We start from the raw sequence: 26,725 nt of genomic DNA, 5'->3' as shown, positions 1-26,725 counted from the left end.
CATAGCTCATGGTAAACTGAGCTCGCATCGAGCGGAAGACATGAAGCTGGAGATTCAGAATAAGAGACTAGATAAAGATCCAGATCAACGAGATAAAAGGATGATCACCGACATTAATCATACATTCATCGGAAAGGAGATGCCGTGAATCGTCGCATTGTGTTCGCATTTGCCGCTGCGGCGGTATTTCTAGTAGTGGCGGGGACAGCTTCTGCCGAAGGGACATTTGAAGGCCGGAAAAAGTGCTTCAACTGTCATAAAGGCGAGGGTGAGGCATGGGAAAAGACTCTCCATGGTAAGGCGATGGAGTCGCTCAAGCCCAGCAGAGGCAAGAAGAAGGACGAGGCGATGGTCAAGGCCAAGCTGGACCCTAAGAAGGACTATACAAAAGACAAGGATTGCGTTGGATGCCACGTTGATGGGTTCGGTAAGGAAGGTGGCTACGTCATCGAAGAACCGGAGAAGTTCTTGACCGGTGTGGGTTGCGAATCCTGCCACGGGGCCGGTAGCGATTACCGGAAGATTCATAGAAAAGCAGGGGAAGCTTTTGAAAAGTCCCAGAAGACGATGGAGCGGGCCAATCTTGTTGAGGCTGGCCAGGAGTTTGAGTTTCAGGAGAAGTGCAATGCCTGCCACCTGAACTATGAAGGATCGCCGTGGAAAGGTGTGAAGAAGCCGTACACTCCATTCACACCCAAGGTGGATAAGAAGTATGAATTTGATTTTGAAAAGTCCGTCCGTGATGACAAGGCCATGCATGCGCATTTCAAGCTGGCGGGTACCTTCACGGGTCCACCCATGCCGAAGTTCCATGAAGAGTTCCAGAAATCAGCCAAGCCTCCGGTGAAGTCAGACAAGGCGGGGGATGACTAACGATGGGGAAGATGGGGACTCTTGTAACAGGCGCAATTCTCACGATTGTTTTCATCGTTGTGGTATTTGGCGGTGAGGCGGCTGTCTCTCGAACGGAATTCTGCATCAGCTGCCATTCCGAAATTTACCCCTATGAGGAGCTGAAGAAGTCTTCGCATTGGGGGGCAATAGGGATGGATCCAGGCTGTAAGGATTGTCACGTGCCACAGGGCCTGTCCAATTTCCACAAGGCCATTTATACGCACGTGGTAGACGGCGTGCCATTCCTGATCAAGGAATTTACCACTGACTATTCAACTGTCGAAAAGTTCAATGAGCATCGCCCAGAGGCTGCTTACCGGGCTCGTATGAAGCTGAAGGAGTGGGACAGCCTGACGTGCCGAGCTTGCCATAAGAACACGAAACCGCCAGGTGCTTCAGCCAAGGCCGCGCATGCCAAGATGCAGAGCGAAGGGGCCACGTGTATAGACTGTCATCAAAATCTGGTGCACAAGAAAGTACCAGAGCACGATCTGAACGCGAGCCTTGCTCAGGGACGTCCTGTGCTGAAAGAGGTCAAAAAGAAGAAGGATGACGACGACGAAGACGAATAAGAGAAGCTAAGCGAAATAGTTGCGGGTTGCCGAGAAGCCAGGACTGGACACAATCATTGTGATGCAGTCCTGGCTTTCTCATTTGCGCGAACGCGGAAAGATTAGCTCGCTACTTGCTCCCTCCCTTTGGCCCATCCAGCCTTGATGACGTATTCTCGATTGTCCCAGTGTCTGCACGTCGCGTGAGCTTGCTTCGCCATCTTGGAGAGAGGTAGGTGCAGTCCGCAAGATCTCTGGCAAGATCCACATTGTTCATATCGTCGTGCATCACCCTATTAGCAGCTGCCACGGTCCATCGTGGGCATGGCCGTTCAATCAGGGTCAATGTACTTCCCGCTTGAACTCGGCCTTCCCGGAGCACCCGGAAATACCACCCTGTCCGACCTGTTTCTTGGACCTGAACAGCTAAATCCTTTACCCGCCAGCGGCGAGCCAATTTCCAACATGGTTGTCTTGGTTGGGATACTTGGACCAGGGAATCCCCAATCTCAAACACATCTCCGATACAAACAGTGTTCTCTAATAGACCCTCAGTTGTGAAGTTTTCACCAAAGGCTCCAAGAGGGAGGTCTGATAACGCTAAGGCCTCTGTCCAATAAAGGTAGTGCTCGATAGGGTAGGCATTGACGGCTTTTTCTGGCCCGCCGTGGTTCTCAAGGTCTGCCTGCCCGTCACCGGAGAGATTAGTCCGTCCCAGCCACACAAATCCAGAAGTCGGCTCCTTAAAAAACCCTGTGGTCCAGACCTGATCCAGAGGATTCGGCGAGTCGCCGTTCCCCACGGTCCTCGGTAGTCCAACTTGCACAGAAAGCACTTTTGCGGCGCTGGAGTCGTTCAAGATCAGCTCCTGAGCTCAATAAATCGGTCGGATAATCATAAATATGACCTCGATACATGAGATGACACCTAGGAGTCCCATGCTATAGGAGGTTCTCACCCATAACTCGTACGACAGTATTTGAATCCTGCTGCAGCAGGAGGTCTTAGTTAAAAATGATATGTGGTGCAGCGAAGATAAAAGTCTATGGTGAGGTCTTTCACCCCGGAACGAGCTTCAGGAGTTACCGGTTCTATTCAAGATTCTTCCGGCTCTGTACCACTCGCAGATACGTTTGATTCCACGTAAGGTAGGTCCTGCGCCTCCAATAGCGACTGCGTCTACCAAACAGTACCAGGCACCAACTCCACTGGGCGGATTCCCCTGAGGCCATCCCAATAGCGGGTCGATAGCCGCCCATTGCCAAGCGCCGACGGCAGTACCGATCAATTCCAACCATGTCGTAATGAAAAAGGCGGCAAGGTATACCATCGGCGAACGGCCGATAATCAGCCATGCTAAAAATATGCAGAACAGCAAGGCGCCGACCGCATCTCCGCGGTCAGGGAACCCACTGACCCCCCAGAGAGACCAGGTGCCCCATATTCCCACCACGAAGATCGCTATTCTTCCGGGATGCCGTACAAACAGGCCCGATCGCGCTAACGCGACCGCAGTTAGGTACACCATTCCGTGACCTGGCGGGACGTAGGCAGGCACGTTCTCAAACCTATATGTGTAACCACCCATATAGATAGAGGCAAAATGCTCGCCGACCGTGGCAAACAGAACGGCAATCACGACCTGCATTCGGGTCTCTCTGCTTTCTCCAAACAACAACGCTCCAAGACAAAGCCACGCGAGCACTCCTAACGTCTGTTGCCGCTCAACGCTCGCGCTGATCTCAAACAGAGAACTGACACCAACGCAGAGGAATGTAAATGCGGCAATCACATAATCACGCATTCGATGCGCATCAAGGGTGCCTGATTTTGGAAAATGCCGGAGGGCAATCCGCTCTGCGGCATTGAACCAAGTTCCAAGCTGAGGGGTACTCGAAGGGGCGTCCATGGGTCAAATGGAGTCTATAGAGCAGAGCGCATGTGCGATATGCTGCTTAAGAATAATGGGATTTGGTGAAGCCAGATTGTGTAATTCCGCAGGTATCATACAGGACCCTCGACGAACGGGCAAGATCTGGTGAAGTCATCGATCGTCCTTCAACCCGGACATCTGAAATGTCATAAATGAAACTAATTTTCGCTTATGCCCTTTGGAAGAACCGTACGAGTATCGAATCTGAAGGGAGATTATGTTGAAGGAAGGAACCAGCATCACGAGTAAGAGAGGAAAGAAAAACGCCGACCCGCCTTGCTATCTTGCGATAGGGACGGATCGGCGTCTTACTAGACGAACAGTGCTCTAGGCGCCCAGTCGTGTAAAGACAGGGAGAACCGGAGCCCAGATCGGATTGATAAGTCGATCACCCTTCTCGGTCCAGGACATCAACAATCCTGCGAAGCGCTGATCCGGATCGTGGAGGATGTCCACCAACCGCTGCACTTCCCACAGAACGTCCTTGGACTCAATCTTGATGTCGACCGTCTGACCAGGCAGGATTGGGGCTTCATTGTCCATCGTCAAGCCGGCTGATGCGACTAGCTCAGCCGGATAGTTTGGATCAAGTTTGGTTGCCCCCATCTTGTTGGTAAACCGGATACCAGCGGTCGTGAATTCACCGATGGTCACAGGCTCGGTTCCGTTGTTGGTCGCATGAAGAGTCATGCGCAAGGCCCGGCCTGGGACGTCGTATTCAGCGTGAGTGACTTCCACCACGAACGGGTTCGGCTTGATCGGCATCGGCTTGACCTTGGTCTCACCGGCCTGAAGCGGTACACTGACAGGATGGCGTGAATCTGCCGCCAAGTATCCGACGACCACCACGACCAACACGAAGATCAACACCGCAGCTCCGACCTTCCGATCGATGGGGTCAAGCAGAATCTCATCCCCATACGCTGCCAGCACCCGTGCACGGACCAGGTACATCGGCCGGATCATGAAGAAGCCGACCCAGAAGATGGCCACGGCCGCCCAGAACAGGTGCCACATGATACCGGTGGCAGTACCCATCGTTTCTGAGTCGAACGTTTCTCCGGTAAGGGTCTTGATCGGATTGGTGAAATCCTCATATCGACCCGTGATGTCCATCCATCCACCTGGCCCTGCGATCGGACCGGCATCCTTAACGGCAAACATCGGATGGATGTGATGATGGCCGGGGAGTCGAGCCTTCAAGACGACCACATACTCGTAATCTCGGCCAATTTCCATGGGACCCGCAACAAACATTGGCGTCCCATTGATCTTTGAGCTGAGACGCACAAAGACGGAACTGGGAGAACCGATGTTGAGGAACGTCCGTGTCGGTTTGACAACCGCACGAGGCCAATCCTCGGACAAATGAAACTTGCCCCGCAGCTCTGTCACATCATTAACCTTGGTCGACTTTCCAACCCATTCAGTGTCGTACCAATTCACGGTACGCATCCGCAGGAATGGTTCCTGCGATCGCTCTCCGTGAGCGAATGCAGGAGTGATATCGAGAACCGGCGTGAATGCCAGCGTCGCCACCCCGCAAATTCCCATTATCCAGAGTTTAAAGGCGTGTTTGGCGTTCATGCTTTCCCTCCGACTTTGGCCTTGTCCTGGTTCGCCAACGTGGCGTACGCGAACACATCGTACACTTTGGTCGTCCGCTGCCGGTCATCCGTCAGGTAGAAGTAGGACGTGCAGAAGAACTTCCCGAACTGCCACCACAGGATGTACATCAACGACGACGCGAACGCCGCGAAGAACGAGGAGATCATGGTGCTGTGCCCGCCGAACGTGCGCAGCGAGCCCACTTCGATCATCCGAATGTACTCCGGCGTCCCGGTCCGAACATACGCAAAGCCCATGTAGTCCGCCCACGACAGCAAGGTGCCGTCGATGACGAGCGGCGTATGGCTATAGGCGAAGATGGCCCAGTTGGTCGGATAGAACAACGCGGCAAACAGCCACGCGCCGATCACCGCCGTCAACGTCCAGTTCCGGGTCAACAACAAGACGATGTCCAGCACCAGCGCGCTCGGCAGCAGAGTGGACGGCATGACGAAGTTATACGGATAGTTCGACCACCACCACCAGGCGGCCACGATCGTCACCCACTTCCCGGCCAGCAGCGCCAGGATGGTGATCGTCGCCCCAAAGGGCTGGCGATAGTTCACCCAATTGTAATATTGGAGAGCCGCACAAAAGGTAATCGCCGTGACGGGCGTCACGATCGGCCACCACTGCCGATCCTTCCAATCAATCCAGAAATCCCAGTCGCCCGCCAGCAGGTCGAAGTGCATGTGGAACGTGCCCACGATGGTCACAAACAAGATCGGAATGAAATAAATGTAATCGATGTGCCTGGACATCGCCACGCCTTCCGGCGGCAACTTCGAGGCCTTAATAATCTCATCGGTTCTAAACATAACTGACATCCTCCGTCATTCCAGCCGGCTGAGGCTGGCCCGACGCTCAGTACTTCGAGCGCCGAAACCACCCTCTCATGCCGACCTCATGGTTATTTGGACTGCTCGCCATTCCCGTTTAGTACACGGTCTTGTGCCCGGGGCCCACCTGGCTGGGGAACGGATCCAGGATGCTCTTCGGCGCGTTGTTCCAGATCACGTCCGCCAGATTCGACATCCGGCTCACGATCTGCGCCGCCACGCCGCCTGCCGCGCCGAACAACCCGCACCACCCCAACGTCACAAAGCCCCAGTGCAACGGGGCCGAGAACAATTCATCGACGAACCAGAACGCATGCCCCCACTCGTTCAACCCCACGTTCGGCAGGATGAACATCGGCCCCACCACCGCCGCCACCAGCGGGAACGACGTCGCCTGGGCGTACAGCGGTAACCGCGTCTGCGCATACAGGTAGCTCGCCACGCCGCACGTGATGTACAACGGGAACGTCCCGTAGAACGCCACAATGTGGCTCGCCGTGAAGCTCGTGTCCCGGATGATCACTTGGTGCCACGCCGCATCTTGCTCTAACGTGTAGCTGCCCGCGTAGTACACCCCCCAGATGTAGCAGACGAGCCAGCCCATCCAGTAAAAGTACCGCTTCAGCTCCAGCTTGTGGTCCAGGTTCGCCAGGTTCCGATCCCGCGTCACCCAGATCCACCCGATCGTCGTCGCAAAGAACACCGCGTTCGCTAAGATGTTAAACCGCCACAGCCCCATCCACACCGAATCGAACTCGGGGGTCATGGAGTCTAACCCGTGCGAGTACCCGAACGCCCGTTGATACAGCACCCAAAACACCCCGATCCCCAGAATCGCCAGCCAGCCCAACTTCACCGGCTTCGAGTCATACCACTGCGAAATGTCATACCCTCGCCCCGAACTGTCAGCTGCCATGTCCCCTACCTCCTTGTGTTAAATGAAAGTGTGCAGCTACCGAATGCTAGATTCCAGAGAAAAGATCCCGCCACACGTTATGAATTTATTCCAGTGGAAGGACCCGCGAAAAGGTGAACAAGTATCCGACAAAGCTTCAAGACGAGTCAAGCAAAATATCATGGGTGAGGCCAGCTAAACCCTTTGCAGACAGCGTAAATGGAAGGTCTGGCTTGTGCGCCCGCAGGTATACTCTTGTAGGTGTTGGAAGTCAAGGTGAGCCGGTGTGGTTTCTTGCCCCAGTTCTGCCTGCGGACCAGTCTTATGTAGGGTGTTCTGTTTAAACGGAAATGGTCCGGTCGACTACACAAGAACATTCTTCAATGAACGTGATCGCCGGGAGGAGGCAAGATCTCTCGCTCTTGATTGAGTTGGGTGATCTGCTGTGCCAGGAAAGCAATATCCGTCCATCCCGACCCGTCGCCATCAGGGATCCATCGCGCCCGCAAATACCCGTAGCGGTCAAAGAGAAATTCCATGTGCTTCGGGCGTGTCCCTTCACCGAACAGGTCCGGAATGGAGAGGGTTCGACGGAAGAGGGCATAGCTGCGGGCGATCTCTCGTGCGCCCTGCGTGACGACAGGAAAGGGCATACCGTGAATGGCCGCGGCAAGTTCATCCGGAGGCAGGTCGGTCATGGGAACTGCCAAGATGGCCGTATTCTTTCCGGTGATCGTGGCGGCAGCCGTGCGTAATTGGTCAAGCCGCCCGCGCGACTCCGGCCAGGAGAAGAGAACGAGCAGCACGGCTTGTTTCCCGCGAAAATCCTTCAAGGTGCCGCTCGACCCGTCGTGCCCCGTGTACGAGAAGTTGGGCGTAGCCATGAACGGTTGCTCAGGGAGAATGCGGGGGGTAATGATTCTCGATTGATACCCTCGGGAATTGGCATGAAGAAAGTTCAGCACATCCCAGCGCTCCTCCTCGGAGAATTTTTCGCCGAAGGGCGGCATGATCCCGTTGAATCGCCCGTAGGTCAGCCAATGGAAGAAATCGCCCGCCGTGTGCATGGCGGTATGAGGCTCCGTGAGAAGGTCTACCGGTTGTTTCGGTAACGTCTTGGCCAGCACACCGTTCCCTTTTGCTTGGGGTCCATGACAAGGAATGCAATTTCCGGTAAAGAGCTCGACACCGTTTGCGATGGAAATGGCATCGAACGGTACCGGGGTTTTCCTATACGTTTCCGGGTACGATTGCACGGCGATGGGATAGAAGGTTGCGGCGAGTCCGAAGATCCCCAGGACTGTCGGCACCGCGATCCGCCACGAGGCCTTCCAGCTTTTCCGACGACCGAGAATGATCGTCGCGGCGGTTAGCATGAGGAACACGATTCCAACCCCTACGAGAGTCCGTACAAGCCAGTCGCCCCACGTGGCGTCGATCGAGAAACGGAATGGATAGGGCCAGTTATCAATGATGTCATGCTTGGCGGGGACAGCATTGGCCAGTAAGGTCGCAACGATCACCAAGAGGATGGCGAGGAGAAACTCGATTTTGACCCATGTCGTGAGCTTTTGTCCGGCCGCTACGGCTGTTTCAGAACTCTGCTTGAGTGATGGTACCCAAACAGACTTTGCTCGCGAGGCGATGGAAAGAATGACGGCAAGTAACGTCACCTTTGTGATGAGGAGCCAGCCATAAGTGGTTGCGACCAGTCCGGCATAATTGGTGTCAATCATACGATTGGCCACGACGACGCCTGACGCGACGACGGCGATCATCGTGGGGAGAGCTATCGCTGAAAACCGGTTCAACACGTCGCTGGCGCGCGTTCTTTGTTCGGTCGAGCCTGTCGTGGCGCCGGCGGATGAAGAGGCGACCAGGATGACTCCCGGGAGGCCGCCGAACCAGGCGCTGGCCACGATAAGATGCACGGCATAGGACAAGGTAGCGAGCAGCGCTTGTTCTTCGGCTGCCGAATGGCTGGCGAGTGAGCCGAGGGCCAAGGTCAGCGCAGCGGCTGATGCACACAGGACGTAGCGCCATCGTGCCGCGGACGCATTCAGAACGTACAGGACAATCGCAAGAACCGCGAGAGCGCTGGTCGCACGTAGGACCCAAATAAGGCCGATTCTGGTCTTTTGCAAGAAATCCAACCAGGCTTGTGGATTCCAGGCATTTTCAGGGACTCCGGTCGCTTGCGCAGTGGTGGTCGCCAAAAGACCGAATAGCCCAATCAGAATTGCAAGTGCCAGCCAGGGAAAGGTCTTTTTTAGGTGGGTCGGCCACGGATGTCCGGAGCCGGCGAATGTCTGCTCGGCGATTGCTAAAAAGATGCAACCACCGATCAATATCATGTTGGACGCTAGTTGCAGAAAGCGGAACAGCGCACCGGCAGCCTCGATCATTTCCTTTGAACTTCGCCCTTTACGGTAAAGTCGAAGGCAGATTCGACTACGTGACCATCGACGGAGAGGACACGAAATTTTACAGAATACTTGCCGGGTGCCAACTCCGGTAATGGCAGTAGAATCGATTTTTGGTCATCCGGGGCGAGGGTGGGTTTCAAGTCGGTGATCGGCTGCTTCTTGGCATCGAGGACCACGAGCGAGGCGTAATCACCTTCAATTTTCTCGTTGAACCACAACCGCACTTGAGTCGGCGACTTGGTGAGGACGGCTCGTCGTGGAGGCTCCGCCTTGACCAGCATAGAATGCGCAAAGGCCGAGGTGATGGGCATTCCCAGGGCGAATGTCACGATCAAAATGAAGCGCACAAACGTACGCCTGCGTGGTGAGCCGATCATTATTCCTCCTCGTGCCCGATTGCTGCACCCGAGAAAACGTGACGCGTCTGGCTGTTTAGAATATCGCTTCAGCGATGGGTCAGCCGCCTACGGCACGGGTGATTTCCGAAGGTTTACGACGATCGCGAAAGGCGAAGAATACAACGACAGCGATACCGACCAAGACAGGCAGAATAAGCATCATATAGTGTTGCAGGTGTGAAACGGCTCCTGTTTCACCGACTGAGAAAGGAAAGCGTGAGACGTGCTCGCGCTTTTCGCCGATTGATACCAGTCCGACGAACTTACCGGGCTTGTCAAAGTTGTATTTCACGTCGATGGATCCGGTTGGGTAAACCTTGGCAGGGAGGTGTGTGACGGTGATGGCTTCGAGATTGTCCTCCGAGCCGGTATCTCTGATGATACGCACTTCCACCGGGATCGAGCGAAGCTCCTGTTCCACATAATCAAGAACCAGGACCGTGTTTCCCAGCCCCGGTAGTTCCTGGCAGAATTGCTTATCGTAATAGCTGTCAGGCTGGTAGCTGTTGAAGTACATCTTGTAGGGTCCGATATGCAGGACACAGGTGTCTGTCGCCAATTCGTGTCCATGCTGGGCCAGCGCCGAGAACGGAGCTGCGACCAGAATCAACAAACAACACACCCATACACGAATCAGAAAGTGACGGGACATTTTCAAACCTCTTCTTTCTCTGGTCCCTATCATTCGTAGCGACTCTGTCGCAGTTGCTACCTTAGGAAACCGCTATCTGCGACGGTTTGCGGCGATCGCGCATGAAAAACACAATCCCCACTACGATGATCACGGCCGCTACGGGAACCATATAGATGTTAAGGAATTTTGAAAAAAACTTCGGCTCTCCTACCGAGAATGGAAACCGGGAGATATGCTGCTGCTTGTCGCCCACGGTGACCATGCCGACGAATTTCCCCGGCTTGTCAAAAGTGTACGTAAAATCGATGGAACCATTGGGATACACCTTTGCTGGAAGGTGGAAGACCGTATTCGCCTCAAGATTGTCCTCCGAGCCGGTGTCCTTGATAATGCGAACTTCGGCGGGTAGCGTGCGAAGTTCTTGTTCGATGTAATCTAGGACGACAATCGTTTGGCCAGTCGCCGGGATATCTTCACAAAATTGCTTTTCCTGTGTGTTCTCAGGTTGGTAGCCGCTGAAGTGCATCATAAAGGGCCCAACCGTGAGTTTGCACATGTCCTCGGCCATGGATAGCCCACCGTGAGCATGGACTTGTGAAGACAAGAGAGCACCCATAACAAATACTGCACATCCAACCGTCAGCTTTAGGTTTACGAAAGGCCTCATGACGATCCCTCTCTGGAATGGTAAAGTGAATGCTTAGATATTGACATGTCATGCCCGGCTGTTCATGTGCGGCGTCGGGCAAACCAACCCCGCACTTTGACCGACTTCGAGAGCTCATACCCGACTATCCCGAGTACCAGCAGCAATGCCAAAGGCCCCAGTGCTGCGCGTCCGAGTTTTGAATAGTCGACCTGTTGCACTCGCAGCAAATACGATGAAGGGCTCAGCCCTTCTGCAGTGATGATGACCTTATACAGACCCTTGTCCAATTTGGCTTCGCCCCTCACGACACCGTCCGGGTGAGAAGCCGGCTTCCAAAACGCCACTGTCTTGGCCTCGTCTTGCTCGTTTTCATTGACCCCTTGGACGATTTTGACCCCAACCTGCAGTGTCCGCAGGCTTGGGTCGACCAGATCCACGACCAGAAAGGTATCGCCCACATCAGGGATGTCCGTGCAGTATTGAGCTTTCGGCTCAATTTGGGGTTGGTATGCGCTGAAGTGCACCAGGTTGCCACCGATTCTGCGCACACAGGTGTCCTCTTCGATCGACACGTTTCCGTGCGCCATGATGGTGCCGGGGTTCAATGTCGCCGCGAGAACGAATAGAAAAAGAAGCGGGCCGATACGTCTTGCCTGCTTGATCATGAGGTCATCTGTCGTGTCAAATTTCAGACGGTCGATATTCGACGGAATTTACCATCCTGCAGACCGCTCTTTCAAGTAGTCGAACCACGCGTCTTGGTGCGCACTAGAAGACGGCCTCACTTCTGCTATGGGCGCAGCCTGTGAGACTGAGAATTCATGTCATCTGAAACTGAGAAGTAAACTCGAAATGGAACTATTTCTCGAGTTGACGATATCGATCAGACGTGGTGATAATGGCAATAAGACAGCGGGCGTAGCAAGAAAGGAGAACGTATCATGAAAGCAAAAGAAGGGGTCGTCAACATCCTCAACAAAATCCTGACGGCGGATTTGACCGCCATCAATCAGTATTTCGTCCATGCCAAAATGTGCGAAAACTGGGGGTATGAACGCCTCCAGCATAAAGTGCGCGAACGGAGCATCGATGAGATGAAGGATGCCGATGAACTCATCGGTCATATTCTGTACCTGGAAGGTGTGCCCAATATGCAGCGAATGAACGCTGTCCAGGTCGGTGAGACCGTTCCTGAACAGCTTAAATTGGACTTGAAGGCAGAGCAGGAGATGCTGAGCTTACTGAATGAAGGCATCGTGCATTGCACCAAGGTCACCGATTTCACGACGCGGCACATGCTCGAAGACATGGCGAAAGATGTCGACGCCCATATCGATTGGATCGAAACCCAATTTGATACCATCAAACAAGTCGGTCTGGAGAATTACCTCGCCGAACAAATCAAGAAAGAATCCTGAGGCAGCATGAAAGCCAAAGAAGGGGTCGTTGAACGTCTCAACCAGGTATTACAAGCCGAATTAACGGCTGTGCACCAGTATCTGCTGCATGCCGCTATGTGCAAGAATTGGGGATATGAACGGCTGCATGAGCACTTCAGCCATCTGGCAACTGAAGAAGTGCAACATTCAGCCGGGCTGATGGACCATATCTTGTACCTAGACGGGACGCCGGATGTGGAACAGCTCGATACGGTCGCACAGGGGCGGGATGCAGTGGCCCTGTTTCGAGCTGACCTGGAGTTCGAACGTGAAGATGTTGAATTGCTCCGAAAGGCGATCGCACATTGCGCCAAGGTGAATGATTTCACAACGCGTCACCTGCTGGAGCATATGATTGAGGATTCGGAAGAGCACGTTGACTGGTTCGAAACGCAACTGCGGACGATCGAGCAGGTCGGTCTCGATCGATTTCTTTCGGAGCACATCAAGAAGTAGTGACTCGTCCATCCTGTTCGGTACGTGCGGTTCACAAAAGCCCTAAGGGCGAGAGCCCCATCGCTTACAACATCGGCTGCTTACGGGCGCCATGAAGTCAAACATGCCTGATGCTCAAGTCGGCATGATCGCGGAGCTCTCGCGATCACGCGCCCAGTGTTTTCAGCCATGCTTTGAGTCGTCGCGTTCGAACCGACCTGGCAAGTCCCCGTGCCTGTCCTCGTTGACGCTGGAATGAGCGGCACTTGAGGCACCACAGCGAGGGGATCTGATGCCCGGTCGGTTGGTTGCATCGCTGGCAGATCATGATAAGCGTTTCTGCATTGAAAGTGTGATTCACCGGCTCCACTCTCTCAACGGAGAGCACGGTCCGCTGTCGAATGCGTGTGCGGTGCCTCTCGGGAGTCCTTCTTCAACATTCCGCCGGTTGAGTGAGGGGGGCAAGGGTCCTCGGGAGGTGAGGCCCCTTGCCTGTAAAGTGGGAGGGATGGGGGCTCCCACTTCGGGACCGGTGTATACGGTAGGCCGCCTGTGTTAGAGGTGAAGAGTTTCATTCAAACCTGTAGTCTCGATCTTTCCTAAGAGTTCACCCAAAAGACTGACGACAAAAGGGTCAAATTGCGTTGCTGAGGCTACTCGGAGGATTCGAAGCGCGATGTGATCCCGGAGACCTTGATCAGCGACACCGGGAATATCAATGGCGTCGAATGCATCCGCAACGGCCAGGATTCTCGCTCCCAAGGGAATAAACTCTCCTCTTAGACCATACGGGTAACCGGACCCATCCCAACGCTCATGGTGGTGTGCAATCATCATGGTTGCATCGCGGAGGAAGGAAAAGGGTTCAAGTAACGTGGCACCGAGCCGCGGGTGGTTTTGAATCGCCACGTAGGATTCCGGATCGAGCGACCCTTGCTCGGATTGTAAGTGGAGCGGCAACATGAGAAGGCCGACATCGTGAAGCAGGGCGGCCAGTTTCAGCTGGTGTAAAGTCACGGCATCGAGATGCGCGGCTTCCCCGATCAAAAGCGCGATGTCGGCCGTCTTTTGCCCATGTCCTGCTTGCCAAGGGAGCAGTAGATCGAGCTCCTTGCTTACCTGCCGGACGAGGATGCTTTCGAGGTCGCGGCGGGATGTATGTGGCAGATAAAGATGATCGATCTTTCTGAGCATGCCTTGAATACTCAGAACGGCTGGCTCAACTTTATCTGGCGTGTACACGCGCATGACTCGCCTCCGTAAGAACGAAGAGCCCGGGACCACCCGCGTGATCCTGGGCTCTGGGTGAATAACCGCTGGCCGCACAAAACGTCTACGACTTGCGCTGGTGCCTATTATTCTTGAGGTCGTGTATCTCTCATCGGAAGACCTTCCGGGCGCCCACATGCACGCAAGGGAATGAACATGATCAGGAAGCTCAAGGGCATTGGGATAGCACCAGCCCGGCCACTCCTTCTTCCAAGATAAGTCATGGTGTTCCGGTCCCCCAGCCTTCAATTGCTGAAAATGGGATCACGATAATGCGCTTGCACCGCTTACATTTCAGCTCCAGCCCTTGTCCACATACCTTGGCGATCAATTGTCCGCACTCGCAACGAGTCTCAAGGGCCTGAGAGCGGTCCAACGAAGCAGTTCTTGCAATAGCCATAGTTCTGATGGAGTATGAAATGATAATGAGAACGATTATTAATATCTTAATAGGTATTTGGTTGTCAAGCGGAAAACTCTTGGGAGTGGAACGAGTCGGATCGTCCGGAAATATCACAGTCGATGACGTGGGAGGATGGTTCCACCATCAGAAATTCGTCATCGACTGCGTGCACTGCCAGAGATCTATGTTCGTATCTGATTGTGGGTATAAGGGCAGTTCCAAGGTGCCGATTCCTGCATGGCTGCCCTTGTATTCAGTACGGTCCGTGTTCGGTGAATCACCGCCGGCTATTGATAGTCTTCATTCAATGCCTTGAGGAAAGCGGCGAGCGAACTGACATCTTGGCTGGTCACGGCTATTCCACCAAGCTCCGGATCTCCATTCCGAAGACTATTTGCGCGTTGGAGATCAGATACCTCTCGGTAGAACTCCACGATCTGCTCAAGCGTATCGAATTGTCCGTTGTGCATGTAGGGCGCGGAATGGCTCAAATCGCGAAGGCCTGGTGTCTTGAATCTGGCTATGGCTCGATCCAGCAACGTTGAATCGGATAGAGGGCACGGCACCTGGTCATCGCACAGAATGACTCTGATTTTTGTCTGCGTACTTGGCATATCGGGGTTGGCGAAAATGTTCCATACGCCCAGATCGGTTAAGGCAGGATTGCTCAGCACAGGAATCGCTCGGAAACGTTCTGAGGCGGCGGGATGGTTCTCCGTGCCGGGAAGGAAGGCATCGTAGTTTCCATTACGAGTGGCAAGATCGGGGATCACGAGAGCGGAAAATGTGTTGGCACCGTGAATGCCGTCGTACTCTTTTTGTGTCGTGCTCGTGTTGTGCAGCTTGAAATCGGTAAAGTTAGGTGCGGCATGGCACGCGAGACAGTTCCCGATCTTGCCTGCGGTTAACTCGCCCGGTGAAGCGGGTAACGTCGCCGGCTCCGCTAGGAACATCTTCAAACCGGCCAACTCTGTCGCGCCGAACTCGAACACTTGAGTATGAAACTGGAACTGTCCATTCGATCGGTTAGGATTGGACGTCACGAATCGAGCGGAGAAGCCCGGTGCGTTGATGAGCGCCCGGAGCCGTCGGCTATAGGCTAGCGGAGATTCATTTGGATCAGGCCGCTGAGGTAAGCCGTTGATCGCCAAGAAGACATCGAATGGTGACCGAATCAACGCCCCGCTGTCCTCGGTCTGTGAAAAGAGAAGACCTTTCACATAAGCTGAGACCACTCTCACGACCGCGTCGAAGATTTCTTGGTCGCTGGCCGATCCGACGAACGCGCGAAATTGGGGAGGCAGACGCAGCTCCTCAGGAATGTTCGGGTCGGTGCCGGTGAACAAGACTCGGTAAGGCAGGCCGGTGTCGGTTAGGTCAAAGGAACCATCGTCTCCTCGGACCACCTTTGCGACATGCGCGATCGCTTGAGCTTTTTCGCCGTGAAGCCAGCCGAAGTTGCGGCCGGTAAATGTCGCCGTGACCAGTTCCTCCATAGAATTGAATTCCGCGTCGAAATGGAACAAAACGCCTCCGGGCCGATTCAGACTTGCATTAACCAGAGGAGGAGAGTTTCTCGGCGCGTGCGTCTTACCGTCGGCTCGTGCAGGGATAGGACTTCGGCGCGCAAAGTCGGCATAGGTTCGCATGCCGCCGCCGGGAGACGACAGGACATCGTCCACCAAATGGCAGGCCCGACAATTCATCGACAGCCCTTTGAACGGTCCAGGATTGATCGGTGCTCCTAAGGTTTCAACCGTATCGACCACGCCATCACCGGCTTTGGAATTATTGACGTCGCCCCCATTGTCCATGAAGACTTTGAACGCCTGGGCAAATCGCGTTTCAAGAAACAGCCGCTCGCCGATTGCTTCTTCGGCACCTGCCGTACCAGTGATGGTGGAGGGTGTAGGCGAGCTTTCACCGCCTGAGCAGGCAGCCACACCGATGAGGATAAGAATGGAAGAGAGAAAACTGAGAGAGGTTCGCGTGTGGCTCAGGATGTGGGTATGACTCATGGTGCATCACTTTCTGTTGATGGAACGTCAATAGGCAGCGAGGGTCTTCGGGAGGTGAAGGCCCTCGCCGATAAAGTGGGAGAGGCGAACCTCCCGTTTCGATTCCGGCGTTGGTCGCACGCTGGAGTTGTTGCCAGTGAAATACTCATCGCAAGGTTACAGTTTTCGTCCTTTCCTGGGGGCAACGCGGGAACATGAAGCCAGGCAATCTTGAGGAGCATGGTCTGGAGTGCCAAGCTCGCCGGCTCAACATGATCTGTAGCATCGATACGCATGACTTGCCTCCGTAAAAAAACGGCAGAGCCCAGGACCTTCTGTGTGATCCTGGGCTCTGGGTGTACACAACCTCTGGCCGCTGAAAACGTGTGCGTGACTTCGGTGGTTACAATTCTTGCGGTGGTTTGCCTCCCATGAGCGGCTGCCCAAGTACCCACATTTCATACAATGGAACGACCATCATGACCAGAAAGCTGATGGTCATCAGCGTATCCCCTATCAGCATCGAAACGACGAATATGGGTGAGACATAGCTGATCAGCCATGGCGACAGGAGATCGAGAATCACGCCGCCGAACCCTGCCCAAGTAATTGCCGCTTTCAACGTATGGCTTGCACCGGTCAGATACATGACGTGGATCAAGATCATGAACACGACCGGCATCGTAAAGAGATGGAAGTGGGTGATTTCCGCGAGTTCTCGAAACGACATGGGTTCTCCAAATGTCGTATCGGACCCTCGATAGTGCTCAGCGATGCCTTGAGGTGACAATCCCGTCATGCTATGGGCCCAAAAAAAGGAAAAGCAAAACCCGACGAACATCAAGAGCAAGAACAATGTGTACAGCAACCGAATATGGCGATCGGAATCGCGCAGCTTAAATTTCTGGTTGAAGTTTCGCATGCAGGGACGCGGGGTCCGCTCGATCTAGTTCCCAAATATGGACGGCAACAAACCCCTGTCTTTTTTGGCGGCCAGTGTGTCGCTGCCGATCCCGGCCGGCTTCAAGTAGAACTCATCGATCAACACAAGGACGCGTTTAATGCCTGCACTCATTGAACGCACGGACATTGTGGCGCCGCTGATATTGATGATGTCTTTGTTGATCCGAACCGGATCGAGAACGGATTTGCCCTCATACTGGGCGTTGAATCGCTTCTGACGAACTTCGCTCCCACGCGCTTCCCGAAACACAAGGAGCTCAATATCGGATACCAAACCCTTGTTATCGACACCGACCATATACGTCATCGGTTTATGTTTGCCGATGGTATTTTGGACGACCGCATAGCCGTCGACCTGATCTCCGGTTTCACCGATGTAGATCTCGAAAGACTCTTCCGGAAACTTCCAGCCGATCCGGTCCTGGATAAGAGACTTTTTCTCGGAGCCGAGCCTGATGACATCCTTCCGAATCCGTTCGGAGTTCGGCAGCATGAGCTTGATGCCTTCTTCCTCCCTTAAGTAGACCTCAGCCATGTTCATTTCTTGGTCGGTCAAATAGCGCTTAAGATCGCTGTCCCAAATCCGTTCGGCACCGATCGATGGAGTCGGCATCAGGGACAAGGTGATGAACAAGCAGACGAAGCCGATAATCATGGTGACACCGCGCAACCTTTTTCTTTGAGACGCACATTGAGTTTTTCAGTGACCTCTTCCATCACTTCTTCCGATGGCTCGACCGGCCACCATCGTGTTGCCTGCTGAGATACCCCGCCCCTGGCATGCCATCGTTGACGGGTTTCCAGCACATTCACCGAAGACACGTCATGATCTTGCTTGACGGCGATCGTCAGCCGCGCCCGTTCGCGGTTGCCGAATCCCTCCCGTCCAAAAATTCCATAGGGTCGTCTTTTCCCTTCCATTTCGACCCAGGCGGTCTCAATCGTTCCATTGCTTTTATTTTCAGACGTGACCGAATAGCCCTTCATCGTTTCCGCAGTCGCTTCCCAGACGGTGTCGTATGGGCAGACAAAATACTGATCCCGCCCACCGCTTAAGGATGCACAGGCTGCGAACGTTAAACACAGAAGGAGAACAATCACTCGCATGGATCAATTCTCATGATTTCGGGTTAGGGGAGGCCGGTACGGGCCGGCCTCCCTGAGTTCTTAAAAATATGTTGCTGCCGAAATGACAAGTGCACTGTCATGAACGCGTTGCCCGTTGTTTGGATTAAACGATTTGGGCAGGTATTGATAACTTATCTTGAACACCGCATCTTCGACCGGTCGGTAGTTCAAGCCGAACGAAATTTGCTCGAGCTCACCCATGTTCTCTCCCTTGTTCCCTAAGTTCAAATTGACTCTGTCGTATCGGATCACACCGGTGAATGTCGAACCTTCCCCGAAACGCTTTGGCGAGAGTTTTGTCAAAAACGAAGGCATGAAGTGGTAGTTGCCTTGGACATAAAATCCCTGCAGCCTTTCAGGGGGGGTGCCCAGTGGGTTCAGTGTGCCCACGCCAGTCAGTAAGCTTCCTGGAGAAATACCCTGGAACGTACTTCCCGGAATAGCTCGCGTGTTATTTCTCGCATACGCCCAGGCTGCTTCACCGATGAGTTCAAACGGTCCCTTTTGAAGAGTCCAGTCTATGGCAAAAATACTCAGCGGGTTGTAGCTGGTGGGCGATCGATTTCCAAAATAACCGGACCCAGCGATTTCGACCCCTAGCACAGGGCTAAAAGCCAGACGACCGGAAACCGTTTTCCCGTTATTAATGTCCAGTCCATCGGCGGAGCCACATTTTCGCTGGCGGGCTTCTTTTGTGCCGGTTTCTTCGTTTACTCTCGGCTCCCCATCATTGCCATAGCCGCAGGGACCGGTCGTAACATAGACCTCATAATCCAGTTTGCCGGTTCGACCGGGATAGAACGTTCCGTAGAGACCGGCGCCCGTCTCTGACAGAGTTGATGGGATGATGAATTGGCTGACCATCGGCCGATCGGTCAAGTCGTTTAGCGGTGAATCGTGCAGCAAGTTAAACTTGCCGAGGGGAATCAGAATGATCCCGCCTCGCAGGTTGACCTTTTCATGGATCAAGTAGTCGATGTGGGCGAACTCTAAGCTGATTTCAACGTCATTCGTCGCTCTGATCCCGTGTTCAATCTCAATTTCAGAAGCAAATTTCACATGTTCGGTGATGTCCGCATAGATGAATGGAACGAATCGTTGCTGATCGAAGCCATTCGTTGTCCCCTGACTATTTCGTATGTCTTCAAATCCTGATTCAAGCACCGGTTTACGGTGGGCACGATATTGAATGTCAAAATAGCCGCCGACGATGGCCTTCGGGAACGACACGAATGGTTTGGCGTAGATGAGCCGTCCAGATCCGCTTGTTCCAAACGATAAGGGCTGTGGCTGATCTGCCCGGCGTTCTCTGCCAACCTCTGGAAGGGCACCGATTCCGGGTTCAGCGGTTGGTGCGGCCGGCCCTTCTCGGCGTTCCATAGATCCTTCCCGCCGTTCATGTTCTTGCAAACGTTTTTCCACTGCTTCGTCGACCATTTTTTTGATTTCCTCAGGGGTCAAGTTTTCCGCTAGTGCCGGCATAGCCGGTAAGCAGATGATCACGAGAGTCCCGAGGATTGACCGCATCTTCATCGGTATCCTCCAGCGTGTTTAAAGTTGTGGTGTGACTCGGGACTCGGTGGTCTCTGGTCTTGTGCAATAGCGGAATGAAATGATTGGAGCAGCTACATAGGCCTCCTTGAACAACTTGGGACTAGGCTGAAAAAGCCTCCCATCCTTCGATGGATGAAAAGGGGATCATGACCATACGCTTGCAACGTTTACATTTCAGTTCCAGCCCTTGCCCGCAAACCTTGGCGATCAATTGTCCACACTCACAGCGTGTTTCCAAAGCGTGATTGCATTCCAGTGAGGGAGTTTTTGTGATAGCCATCGTGCGCGGTGACTGACGCCCCTAAATTGAGAACGATTATTAATATCTCCATCAGTATTCGTCTGTCAAGTGATTAATTTTCATTGAGCGACCTGCCATTCCCTGGCAGCTTGTCTTATAATTTTCGTATGAAGACGATCCCGATGTTGCAAAGAGGTTTACTCGGGGGCTTAATTCTGAGTGTGGCAGGCTGCGCGACGGAATTGCCTTCACTGGTCCATCAAGATCAGGTCACGGGCAACTTGGTTGTGGGGAGGGTCTTTACTGTCCTAACAGGGGAACGGTCTCGTCGGTATATGCCTCAAGTTCGGTTTCTTGAATTGGAAAACCAGGATTCTTTAAAGCGCTTTCAGGTGGAGATCGAGTCTCCAGATCAACGCTTTGCGGTCAGTTTGCCTCCCGGAAGGTATCAACTCACCCGAGTCCAGATTAGGGAAGGCCCGTTCATGTCCATGGCCGATTTGTCTATGGCACTTTCCGTTGACGCCGGTGCTATTACGTATGTTGGGACCTGGCGATTCGGAGTCGATTCGCCACGCTACGGGCGGATGGTTACGGTCTCTGTGGTTGCTGATCAAGCAGAAACGGCAGGGGTGCGGGATTTTCTCGATGATCAGTATCCGATCTTCGATAAGCGTTCCATGGTCGAAACGCTTCCGCAGCCGTCACAGATGGAAGCGCGGCTTTACGAGGTCATGCCTTATCCTCGGTATTCGAGATATTTCCGCCGGCACTGGTGGTAAGGACGAGGTCACAATGAAAATGCCTCATCTTCATACCATTTCCGTAAGCATGCTCTGTTTCATCATTCCTATGGTGGCCAGCTGTGTAGAAATACGACCCGCGTCCCCGCCCATTGTCTCGAAACGTATCCAGATGCACATGGGCACTCTCGTTACAGTCACGGCTGTCGCTTCCGACAAAAACGTGGGCGATCGGGCCGTACAGGCCGCATTCGATGAAATCAAGCGGCTTGAACAGTTACTGAGCACCTGGCGTTCTGACAGTGAACTCTCGCAGGTGAATGCACAGGCGGGCCATCGGCCGGTGCAGGTGAGCCCTGATACATTCCAATTGGTGCTCAAAGCTCTGGATATCGCAGCGCTCACACATGGTGGGTTCAATATTGCTCTTGGCCCTGCGGTTGAAGCCTGGAGTGTGACCGAGGAGCAACGCATTCCCGGTGATAAGGAGTTGCAACAGCTGAAGCTGCTCGTCGATTGGACCAGTATTCAATTTGATAGAGAGCGAAGAACGATTTATCTGCCGCTTAAGGGGATGCGCATCGATGTCGGCGGGATTGGCAAGGGGTATGCGGCCGATCGGGCAGTGGAGGAGATGAAGCGGGTAGGGGCCAGGGGCGGCGTGGTTGCCTTATCGGGAGACATCAAGACCTTCGGCAGCTTGCCGGACGGAGCCGGGTTTTCGGTAGGGATCAGGCACCCACGTGAAGAAGGTACATTGATCGCCGTCATCGACTTAAAGGATGAAGCGATTTCAACGGCAGGTGATTACGAACGGTTCTTCGAACGGGATGGAGTCCGCTATCATCACATCTTGGATCCACACACGTTGCAACCGGCACGTGCTTGTCAGAGCGTCACGGTCATTGCCAAGGAAGGCGTGATGGCCGATGGACTGGATACGGGGATCTTTGTGTTGGGCCCTGAGCGAGGAATGGCTTTGGTGGAGCACTTACCGGACGTTGAAGCTATCATTATCGATGGTGAAGGAAGGGTGACCGTATCGTCTGGGCTTCAAGACAGGCTGCGTGCCCCATGAAAAATGGGTCTATGTCCGCATAGGACAATAAAAGCATCCAACCGGTTGCTTGCAGAGACCGTAAACCTCCCCGAGGGCATGAGCCCCATCCGTGATGGAAAGTGATTGAAATTTTATAGCGGCGCAGGTTCGTACCGGGCAGCCACATGCTTGCGGCTGCCCGACGGTCCATCCATTAGAATGTCCAACGTGCTCCGGCTTGCCAGAGCGCCGGGAGGCCGGGGTAAATACCTCGGGTACGGTCCATGATGACGTCCTGTCCGAGCATATTCTTCCCCGTGAAGAAAAAGGTCGTATTGATCCTCTTGACGTGTTGATTGACGGAGGCGTTGAGCATGCACCAACCCCGCACAATACCACGTTGTCCGTTTGGGGTCGGAATGACGGTATTGCGGTCGTCGGCGAATTGATCGCTGACGCATTGGGTTTCTACTCTGGCGTTAAACGCCCCGAGGCTGAAGGCTCGGTTGGCATAACCGATCCCGGCTGAGATCAAGTGTTCCGGAGAGTAGGGCAGGCGGTTTCCACTGGTATTGAAGATTGCCGATTCACCGGGCAGCAGGGCGGAAGCCGCGAGGGAGCTATTACGTATTCCTCTAAAGTCGGCTTGAGCGACCCAGGTGTAGTTGAGATCGAGGGTGATATCTTGATCGTCATTCCGTCCGGTCACGGCGTCCAATATATCCAGCTGCGCGGCAACTTCGGCTCCACGATGTTGCGTTTTCCCGGCGCTGGTCAAGGTCGCGCCGGTGCCACCGGCAACGGATTGAGAAATAATTTGATTGTCGAAGTCCATCTGATACCCGGTAATTGAATATCCGAACCACGGCGTCAGGTTACCCCGCACCCCCAATTCATAGGTCCAGTTCAGTTCCGGTCCAAGGTCGACTACTTGTCCAGTGCCGGTAATGGCGTCTGAAATGAGTGGAGGTGACATGCCGCGATGGGCACCGAAAAAGATCGTGTTGTTCGTGAAGGGAGAGTAAGTCACGCCGACTCCCGGCAAAACTTCGGTGAAGTTGGTTTTTCCGTATGTTCCCTGGCCGCTGTTCGCCAGGCGATTTGTTTGATCATAGCTGATGTGTTCGACGCGGAATCCCGGTGTCACCGTGAATGGGCCGAAGAACAACCGCTCTTGAGCAAAAAAAGCATAGGCGTTCGTCGTGCGGAAGTTATTTTCTCCCAAACAAGTGGTCCCAGGGGCAGGGACGACGCAGCTTGAAGGTAATCCTGTACCCGATAGGTTATTGAGCAGCTGCTTGCGGTCGGATTGCTCGAAGGTATACCGAGCTCCAAAATCTGCCTCGCCTTTTATTCCCAACAATGAGTGCAGATAGTGGAATCGGGGTTCGATGCCCCAGACCCAATATTCCCGCTCATTCGTAAAACGCCGGTTTGCCGGTACAACACTGAAGGAGTCTGCCGGGAGAGAGTTACCGTTTTGTATGCCGCCGACCGCAGCGCCGTTGGCGTTCACACCTTGCTGAGACTGCCGAGACCAGTCCCGTTGAATGTAATGCCCGAAAAAGTTGGTGGTCGAGGTCAAATTTGCCGAGAACATGTGGTTCACCGCTACATGATAGCCGAGTCGCAGAAAGTCGAAGTGATCGTTCGTGAAGGGGGTCTGCCGCTCTCCGCCTCGGGTGGCCCAATCCGCCTGCGTGAGCCCCTGGTAGCCGATCCCCGAGTTCTCGCGATAGTAGTTAAACTTGGCTAGAATTTGTGTCCGATCACTCAATTCCTGGACTGTCTTAAGAGTCAAGTCATCCACCCTGGCGCGGATGTTGGTAAATCGTGGCGTCTCGGTTTGATAGTGGGTGTAATCGACCAGGTAGCCGCCTCTTCCCCAGGTTCCTCCGTAATCGAAGTGCGTGTTCAAGTAGTTCAGATTGCCGCCCCAGACCTGAAAATGACCTTCTGGAGTCTTCGGAGGCATACGGGTAATGAGGTTAATGACACCTCCGATCGTTTGGGGTCCATAGAGCAATTGGCCGCTGCCTTTCAGGACTTCGATTCGGTCAAACCGGAAAATCGGCGGGAAATAATATGACGACGGATCGGCGTACGGCATGAGCATGATTGGGACGCCGTCCTCCATGATGTGGACCTTTCGGCTACGGGTCGGATCTAGGCCACGGATACCGATGTTGGGCCTGATGCCTAAGCCGTCCTCGTCGCGCACATGAACGCCCGGCACCTCTCTCAAGGTTTCGTTGATCGTAAATCGGTGGTTGTTCTGGATGGACTCTGCCGTGATCACCTTCCCCGAACCGGGGATATGGTCCAGGGCTGTCGGTGCAGTCCCGATAATTTCAGTCAATGGAATCTTCAGCGGCTTTTGATCCTCTATGGGTGGCTGTGGAAGCACTTCTTCAGCGAGAGCTTGGGCTGCTGGCGCACTTTCAATGGTAACGGAATCCGGTCCAACAACACGATAAGTCAGGCCTGTTCCAACAAGGAGTAGTCTCAGCGCGACTTCCGGGGAGTATTGGCCAACCACAGCAGCGGATTGTTGATCTTGAATAAGGTCCGTTCTCGCCAAATAACGGACGGCACTTTGGCTTCGAAATGATTCGAGCGCCTGTGGAAGCGGTTGACGCGGTATATCGAAGGTCACAGCCTCAGGAGGCAACTCGACCGGGATCTCAGCAGCCGCCTTTGGGAGATTCCCCAATCCCAGAAATAATAATCCAACGAGAACGAAACATGACGCCTTGATTCGACCCATGTGTATCTCCTTTTCCATCGTCGGCAATAGTGCAGGAGTGAGTTCTATGAAGAAGGACGAAACGAAGGAGAGGAATTCCCTATTAGTTATGAATAATTTTTACAATCAATCTCAAAATGGACGGATCTCATATTGAGACCTGGACCTGCCGGTTCGATAGAAAATCTATATTATCAATGCGTTATTAGGAAACTACGGTGAGGTATGAGGTAACTGGTGTCACTCGAAACGGATGGACACTTTTGAGCATTTTGAGAGACTGGTCGGGGTCGTTTAGGGAAACGCTGCCAGATAAGCGAAGGTCTCGTAATGAGGTAGTGGCGATCACAATCCGGCCGGGTCGATAGCGATTCAATTCCTCGACAATCATGCTCAGGGGCATGTCCGTGAATGAAAATTCACCTTTGCGCCAGGACGTAATCTTGAGCACATCCGCTGGTTCCGGTTCGTTCAGGATCTGATGCTCGTCATAGGTCATCCGGTAGCCCGCCGGTATGTCCCACGCATGATCATCGTGAAGCAGTCGAACGGCGCCCTCGATCACCGTGACCGTCATGTTGTCCGCATGATGGTCAATGTTGAATGTCGTGCCGACCGCCCGTACAACGCATCCATCCACCGTGACTTCGAATGGTCGCGCGGCGTCAGGGGCGACCTCAAAAAGCGCTTCTCCTTGTGTGAGAGTCAAGGATCGACGGCGTTCGGATAGGTTCACTGAGAATGCCGAATGTGTATTCAAAAAGACGGTCGATCCGTCCGCGAGGGCGACGGATTTCTGCTCGCCGGTCGCAGTCTTATAGTCGCTCAACCCGACAGTGAGCGTGGACCAAAGTAACATAGTGGTGATAATGACGACAAACGTAGCGGCTATAGCGGGCCAGCGCAATCGAGTGGCCGATCCAAAGATCAGAGAGGACACACGGCGTGTAGCGAACCCGACTGGTGCCGATTCATGTTTCTCGCGTGTGACTTGGCCGGTCAATCCATCAAGGGCGTGCCAAAACCGCTCGGCATCCCGGAACTGTGCTTGGTGCATAGGACTTCGCGCATGCCAGGCTTCAAACTCTCGCTGTTCCTCGGCAGACATGAGGCCTGAATGGACGCGCAGAATCCATGTATTGGCTTCGTCCGATACGCACGAGTGCTTGTTGTGGTCTGAAGAGGTATGTTGCGTCGACATATCCGCTTGATCGTGTGACAACCAACCCGGTACATGGAAGGAACCCACACTATGATAGTCAGGAGTGTTGTGCCGACTCAATGGAAATCTTTCTGCTTCTTCACAACCGGCCATCGAAGGCTTCAAAACGGGCCCGGCAATAAGCGATGGCCTTGCTGAGATGGTGCTCTACCGTCTTCACGGATATTTGTAATTCCCTGGCGATTTCCTCGTAGGTTTTATGCTCAAACTTGAACATGACGAATGCGGCGCGACGCCGAGCGGGTAGTTCGTCGATCGCCTTGAGCACGACAGCCAGGCGCCTTTTTGCGTCGACGGCCGCTTCGGCATCAGGAGTGGCGATCGGCACGGTCAGCGCTTTTTCCAGCGGTTCTGAACGAGGCATCGCGCGATCTTTCTTCCGCAGATAATCAATCGCGAGGTTTTTGGCAGTGGTGTAAAGAAAGCCTCGTGGGTCGCGGATCGTCTCCGGCCTGGTCAGGGTAACGATACGCAAATAGAGTTCTTGAACCAAATCAGCCGCAGCCGAAGGACAACGTACTCTTCGCGTGAGAAAGTGCAGCAGCTCGGTGTGTTCGGTCTTGGCAAATTCCACAAGTGAGTCGAGACGGGATGCGCCCGTTGACGGGGTACCGGTGACAGCCGGGCAGGACAGGGGGAAATGAGTCACCCCGATCTCATCACATGAATCAGACATCGATCTCGCCTATCAAAGGGGGCCGCGATCTCAAAGGAACGCG

Annotated in this window: 24 protein-coding genes; 5 read left to right on the top strand and 19 right to left on the bottom strand. The window is 53.9% G+C overall.

The features are described 5' to 3' along the window. Window positions 1-144: 144 nt before the first annotated feature. Both H8K03_06185 and H8K03_06180 read left to right on the top strand, forming a co-directional pair. On the top strand, window positions 145-873 hold the full coding sequence (locus tag H8K03_06185) for a cytochrome C554 (GenBank protein UVT21495.1): 729 nt from the start codon (window positions 145-147) through the stop codon (window positions 871-873). Between the two features lie 2 nt (window positions 874-875). Continuing rightward, on the top strand, window positions 876-1,466 hold the full coding sequence (locus H8K03_06180; GenBank protein UVT21494.1) for a NapC/NirT family cytochrome c: 591 nt from the start codon (window positions 876-878) through the stop codon (window positions 1,464-1,466). A 109-nt stretch (window positions 1,467-1,575) separates the two neighbouring features. On the opposite strand, the gene H8K03_06175 is transcribed toward H8K03_06180, so the two are convergent. The 10 genes from H8K03_06175 to H8K03_06130 all read right to left on the bottom strand — a co-directional run bounded on the left by H8K03_06175 (window position 1,576) and on the right by H8K03_06130 (window position 11,492). Continuing rightward, window positions 1,576-2,271, bottom strand: coding sequence for an MOSC domain-containing protein (locus H8K03_06175; GenBank protein UVT22388.1), 696 nt, complete (start codon window positions 2,269-2,271; stop codon window positions 1,576-1,578). Between the two features lie 249 nt (window positions 2,272-2,520). Then, window positions 2,521-3,249, bottom strand: a complete 729-nt coding sequence (locus H8K03_06170; GenBank protein ID UVT21493.1) for a hypothetical protein — start codon at window positions 3,247-3,249, stop codon at window positions 2,521-2,523. Between the two features lie 456 nt (window positions 3,250-3,705). Then, a complete protein-coding gene (locus tag H8K03_06165) occupies window positions 3,706-4,965 on the bottom strand; it encodes a methane monooxygenase/ammonia monooxygenase subunit B (GenBank protein ID UVT21492.1) in 1,260 nt (419 codons plus the stop codon). After that, window positions 4,962-5,804, bottom strand: a complete 843-nt coding sequence (locus H8K03_06160; GenBank protein ID UVT21491.1) for a methane monooxygenase/ammonia monooxygenase subunit A — start codon at window positions 5,802-5,804, stop codon at window positions 4,962-4,964. The genes H8K03_06165 and H8K03_06160 overlap by 4 nt, the downstream gene beginning before the upstream one ends. A gap of 118 nt (window positions 5,805-5,922) precedes the next feature. Next, on the bottom strand, window positions 5,923-6,741 hold the full coding sequence (locus tag H8K03_06155; protein UVT21490.1) for a methane monooxygenase/ammonia monooxygenase subunit C: 819 nt from the start codon (window positions 6,739-6,741) through the stop codon (window positions 5,923-5,925). Window positions 6,742-7,100: 359 nt separating this feature from the next. Then, the gene (locus H8K03_06150; GenBank protein UVT21489.1) at window positions 7,101-9,125 is read right to left on the bottom strand and encodes a CopD family protein; all 2,025 of its coding nucleotides are present in this window, start codon (window positions 9,123-9,125) and stop codon (window positions 7,101-7,103) included. Continuing rightward, window positions 9,122-9,523, bottom strand: coding sequence for a copper resistance protein CopC (locus H8K03_06145; protein ID UVT21488.1), 402 nt, complete (start codon window positions 9,521-9,523; stop codon window positions 9,122-9,124). Before H8K03_06145 ends, H8K03_06150 begins: the two co-directional genes overlap by 4 nt. A 79-nt stretch (window positions 9,524-9,602) precedes the next feature. Continuing rightward, on the bottom strand, window positions 9,603-10,196 hold the full coding sequence (locus tag H8K03_06140) for a hypothetical protein (protein ID UVT21487.1): 594 nt from the start codon (window positions 10,194-10,196) through the stop codon (window positions 9,603-9,605). Window positions 10,197-10,257: 61 nt separating this feature from the next. Then, window positions 10,258-10,794 carry a hypothetical protein gene (locus H8K03_06135; GenBank protein ID UVT22387.1) on the bottom strand — a complete coding sequence of 179 codons (537 nt, stop codon included), beginning with the start codon at window positions 10,792-10,794 and terminating at the stop codon, window positions 10,258-10,260. 113 nt (window positions 10,795-10,907) lie between these two features. Next, window positions 10,908-11,492, bottom strand: a complete 585-nt coding sequence (locus tag H8K03_06130; GenBank protein ID UVT21486.1) for a hypothetical protein — start codon at window positions 11,490-11,492, stop codon at window positions 10,908-10,910. 276 nt (window positions 11,493-11,768) lie between these two features. Between H8K03_06130 and bfr (H8K03_06125) the strand changes: the two genes are divergently transcribed. Together bfr (H8K03_06125) and bfr (H8K03_06120) are read left to right on the top strand one after the other, a co-directional pair. After that, window positions 11,769-12,245, top strand: a complete 477-nt coding sequence (bfr, locus tag H8K03_06125; protein UVT21485.1) for a bacterioferritin — start codon at window positions 11,769-11,771, stop codon at window positions 12,243-12,245. A 6-nt stretch (window positions 12,246-12,251) separates the two neighbouring features. Continuing rightward, on the top strand, window positions 12,252-12,722 hold the full coding sequence (bfr, locus tag H8K03_06120; protein UVT21484.1) for a bacterioferritin: 471 nt from the start codon (window positions 12,252-12,254) through the stop codon (window positions 12,720-12,722). Window positions 12,723-13,256: 534 nt separating this feature from the next. On the opposite strand, the gene H8K03_06115 is transcribed toward bfr (H8K03_06120), so the two are convergent. The 6 genes from H8K03_06115 to H8K03_06090 all read right to left on the bottom strand — a co-directional run bounded on the left by H8K03_06115 (window position 13,257) and on the right by H8K03_06090 (window position 19,994). After that, window positions 13,257-13,949 (bottom strand): HD domain-containing protein, encoded by a 693-nt coding sequence (locus H8K03_06115; protein UVT21483.1) that lies wholly within the window; start codon window positions 13,947-13,949, stop codon window positions 13,257-13,259. 711 nt (window positions 13,950-14,660) lie between these two features. Beyond that, entirely contained in the window at window positions 14,661-16,391 is a 1,731-nt protein-coding gene (locus tag H8K03_06110; protein ID UVT21482.1) for a hypothetical protein, read from the bottom strand. A gap of 382 nt (window positions 16,392-16,773) precedes the next feature. Further along, window positions 16,774-17,292, bottom strand: coding sequence for a hypothetical protein (locus tag H8K03_06105; GenBank protein ID UVT21481.1), 519 nt, complete (start codon window positions 17,290-17,292; stop codon window positions 16,774-16,776). Between the two features lie 24 nt (window positions 17,293-17,316). After that, window positions 17,317-17,988, bottom strand: coding sequence for an FMN-binding protein (locus H8K03_06100; protein ID UVT21480.1), 672 nt, complete (start codon window positions 17,986-17,988; stop codon window positions 17,317-17,319). Continuing rightward, complete coding sequence (locus tag H8K03_06095) at window positions 17,985-18,440, bottom strand: hypothetical protein (GenBank protein ID UVT21479.1); 456 nt, start codon at window positions 18,438-18,440, stop codon at window positions 17,985-17,987. The genes H8K03_06100 and H8K03_06095 overlap by 4 nt, the downstream gene beginning before the upstream one ends. 60 nt (window positions 18,441-18,500) lie before the next feature. Then, complete coding sequence (locus tag H8K03_06090; GenBank protein UVT21478.1) at window positions 18,501-19,994, bottom strand: hypothetical protein; 1,494 nt, start codon at window positions 19,992-19,994, stop codon at window positions 18,501-18,503. A gap of 910 nt (window positions 19,995-20,904) precedes the next feature. Between H8K03_06090 and H8K03_06085 the strand changes: the two genes are divergently transcribed. After that, on the top strand, window positions 20,905-22,077 hold the full coding sequence (locus tag H8K03_06085; GenBank protein ID UVT21477.1) for an FAD:protein FMN transferase: 1,173 nt from the start codon (window positions 20,905-20,907) through the stop codon (window positions 22,075-22,077). Between the two features lie 175 nt (window positions 22,078-22,252). On the opposite strand, the gene H8K03_06080 is transcribed toward H8K03_06085, so the two are convergent. The 3 genes from H8K03_06080 to H8K03_06070 all read right to left on the bottom strand — a co-directional run bounded on the left by H8K03_06080 (window position 22,253) and on the right by H8K03_06070 (window position 26,682). Beyond that, window positions 22,253-24,805, bottom strand: coding sequence for a TonB-dependent receptor (locus H8K03_06080; GenBank protein UVT21476.1), 2,553 nt, complete (start codon window positions 24,803-24,805; stop codon window positions 22,253-22,255). Between the two features lie 184 nt (window positions 24,806-24,989). Further along, a complete protein-coding gene (locus H8K03_06075) occupies window positions 24,990-25,985 on the bottom strand; it encodes a FecR family protein (protein UVT21475.1) in 996 nt (331 codons plus the stop codon). Between the two features lie 100 nt (window positions 25,986-26,085). After that, entirely contained in the window at window positions 26,086-26,682 is a 597-nt protein-coding gene (locus tag H8K03_06070; protein ID UVT21474.1) for an RNA polymerase sigma factor, read from the bottom strand. Between the last annotated feature and the right edge of the window lie 43 nt (window positions 26,683-26,725).

Source organism: Nitrospira sp. (assembly GCA_024760545.1).
Taxonomy (GTDB): domain Bacteria; phylum Nitrospirota; class Nitrospiria; order Nitrospirales; family Nitrospiraceae; genus Nitrospira_D.
This window is presented reverse-complemented; position numbering and strand designations above follow the sequence as displayed.

Bases quoted from the DNA above. Each gene is read 5' to 3' on its own strand.
- H8K03_06180 (UVT21494.1), top strand. From the start codon at position 876: ATGGGGAAGATGGGGACTCTTGTAACAGGCGCAATTCTCACGATTGTT.
- H8K03_06170 (UVT21493.1), bottom strand. From the start codon at position 3,249: ATGCGTGATTATGTGATTGCCGCATTTACATTCCTCTGCGTTGGTGTC.
- H8K03_06165 (UVT21492.1), bottom strand. From the start codon at position 4,965: ATGAACGCCAAACACGCCTTTAAACTCTGGATAATGGGAATTTGCGGG.
- H8K03_06160 (UVT21491.1), bottom strand. From the start codon at position 5,804: ATGTTTAGAACCGATGAGATTATTAAGGCCTCGAAGTTGCCGCCGGAA.
- H8K03_06155 (UVT21490.1), bottom strand. From the start codon at position 6,741: ATGGCAGCTGACAGTTCGGGGCGAGGGTATGACATTTCGCAGTGGTAT.
- H8K03_06150 (UVT21489.1), bottom strand. From the start codon at position 9,125: ATGATCGAGGCTGCCGGTGCGCTGTTCCGCTTTCTGCAACTAGCGTCC.
- H8K03_06145 (UVT21488.1), bottom strand. From the start codon at position 9,523: ATGATCGGCTCACCACGCAGGCGTACGTTTGTGCGCTTCATTTTGATC.
- H8K03_06140 (UVT21487.1), bottom strand. From the start codon at position 10,196: ATGTCCCGTCACTTTCTGATTCGTGTATGGGTGTGTTGTTTGTTGATT.
- H8K03_06135 (UVT22387.1), bottom strand. From the start codon at position 10,794: ATGGGTGCTCTCTTGTCTTCACAAGTCCATGCTCACGGTGGGCTATCC.
- H8K03_06130 (UVT21486.1), bottom strand. From the start codon at position 11,492: ATGATCAAGCAGGCAAGACGTATCGGCCCGCTTCTTTTTCTATTCGTT.
- bfr (UVT21485.1), top strand. From the start codon at position 11,769: ATGAAAGCAAAAGAAGGGGTCGTCAACATCCTCAACAAAATCCTGACG.
- bfr (UVT21484.1), top strand. From the start codon at position 12,252: ATGAAAGCCAAAGAAGGGGTCGTTGAACGTCTCAACCAGGTATTACAA.
- H8K03_06115 (UVT21483.1), bottom strand. From the start codon at position 13,949: ATGCGCGTGTACACGCCAGATAAAGTTGAGCCAGCCGTTCTGAGTATT.
- H8K03_06110 (UVT21482.1), bottom strand. From the start codon at position 16,391: ATGAGTCATACCCACATCCTGAGCCACACGCGAACCTCTCTCAGTTTT.
- H8K03_06105 (UVT21481.1), bottom strand. From the start codon at position 17,292: ATGCGAAACTTCAACCAGAAATTTAAGCTGCGCGATTCCGATCGCCAT.
- H8K03_06100 (UVT21480.1), bottom strand. From the start codon at position 17,988: ATGATTATCGGCTTCGTCTGCTTGTTCATCACCTTGTCCCTGATGCCG.
- H8K03_06095 (UVT21479.1), bottom strand. From the start codon at position 18,440: ATGCGAGTGATTGTTCTCCTTCTGTGTTTAACGTTCGCAGCCTGTGCA.
- H8K03_06090 (UVT21478.1), bottom strand. From the start codon at position 19,994: ATGAAGATGCGGTCAATCCTCGGGACTCTCGTGATCATCTGCTTACCG.
- H8K03_06085 (UVT21477.1), top strand. From the start codon at position 20,905: ATGATCAGTATCCGATCTTCGATAAGCGTTCCATGGTCGAAACGCTTC.
- H8K03_06080 (UVT21476.1), bottom strand. From the start codon at position 24,805: ATGGGTCGAATCAAGGCGTCATGTTTCGTTCTCGTTGGATTATTATTT.
- H8K03_06075 (UVT21475.1), bottom strand. From the start codon at position 25,985: ATGTCGACGCAACATACCTCTTCAGACCACAACAAGCACTCGTGCGTA.
- H8K03_06070 (UVT21474.1), bottom strand. From the start codon at position 26,682: ATGTCTGATTCATGTGATGAGATCGGGGTGACTCATTTCCCCCTGTCC.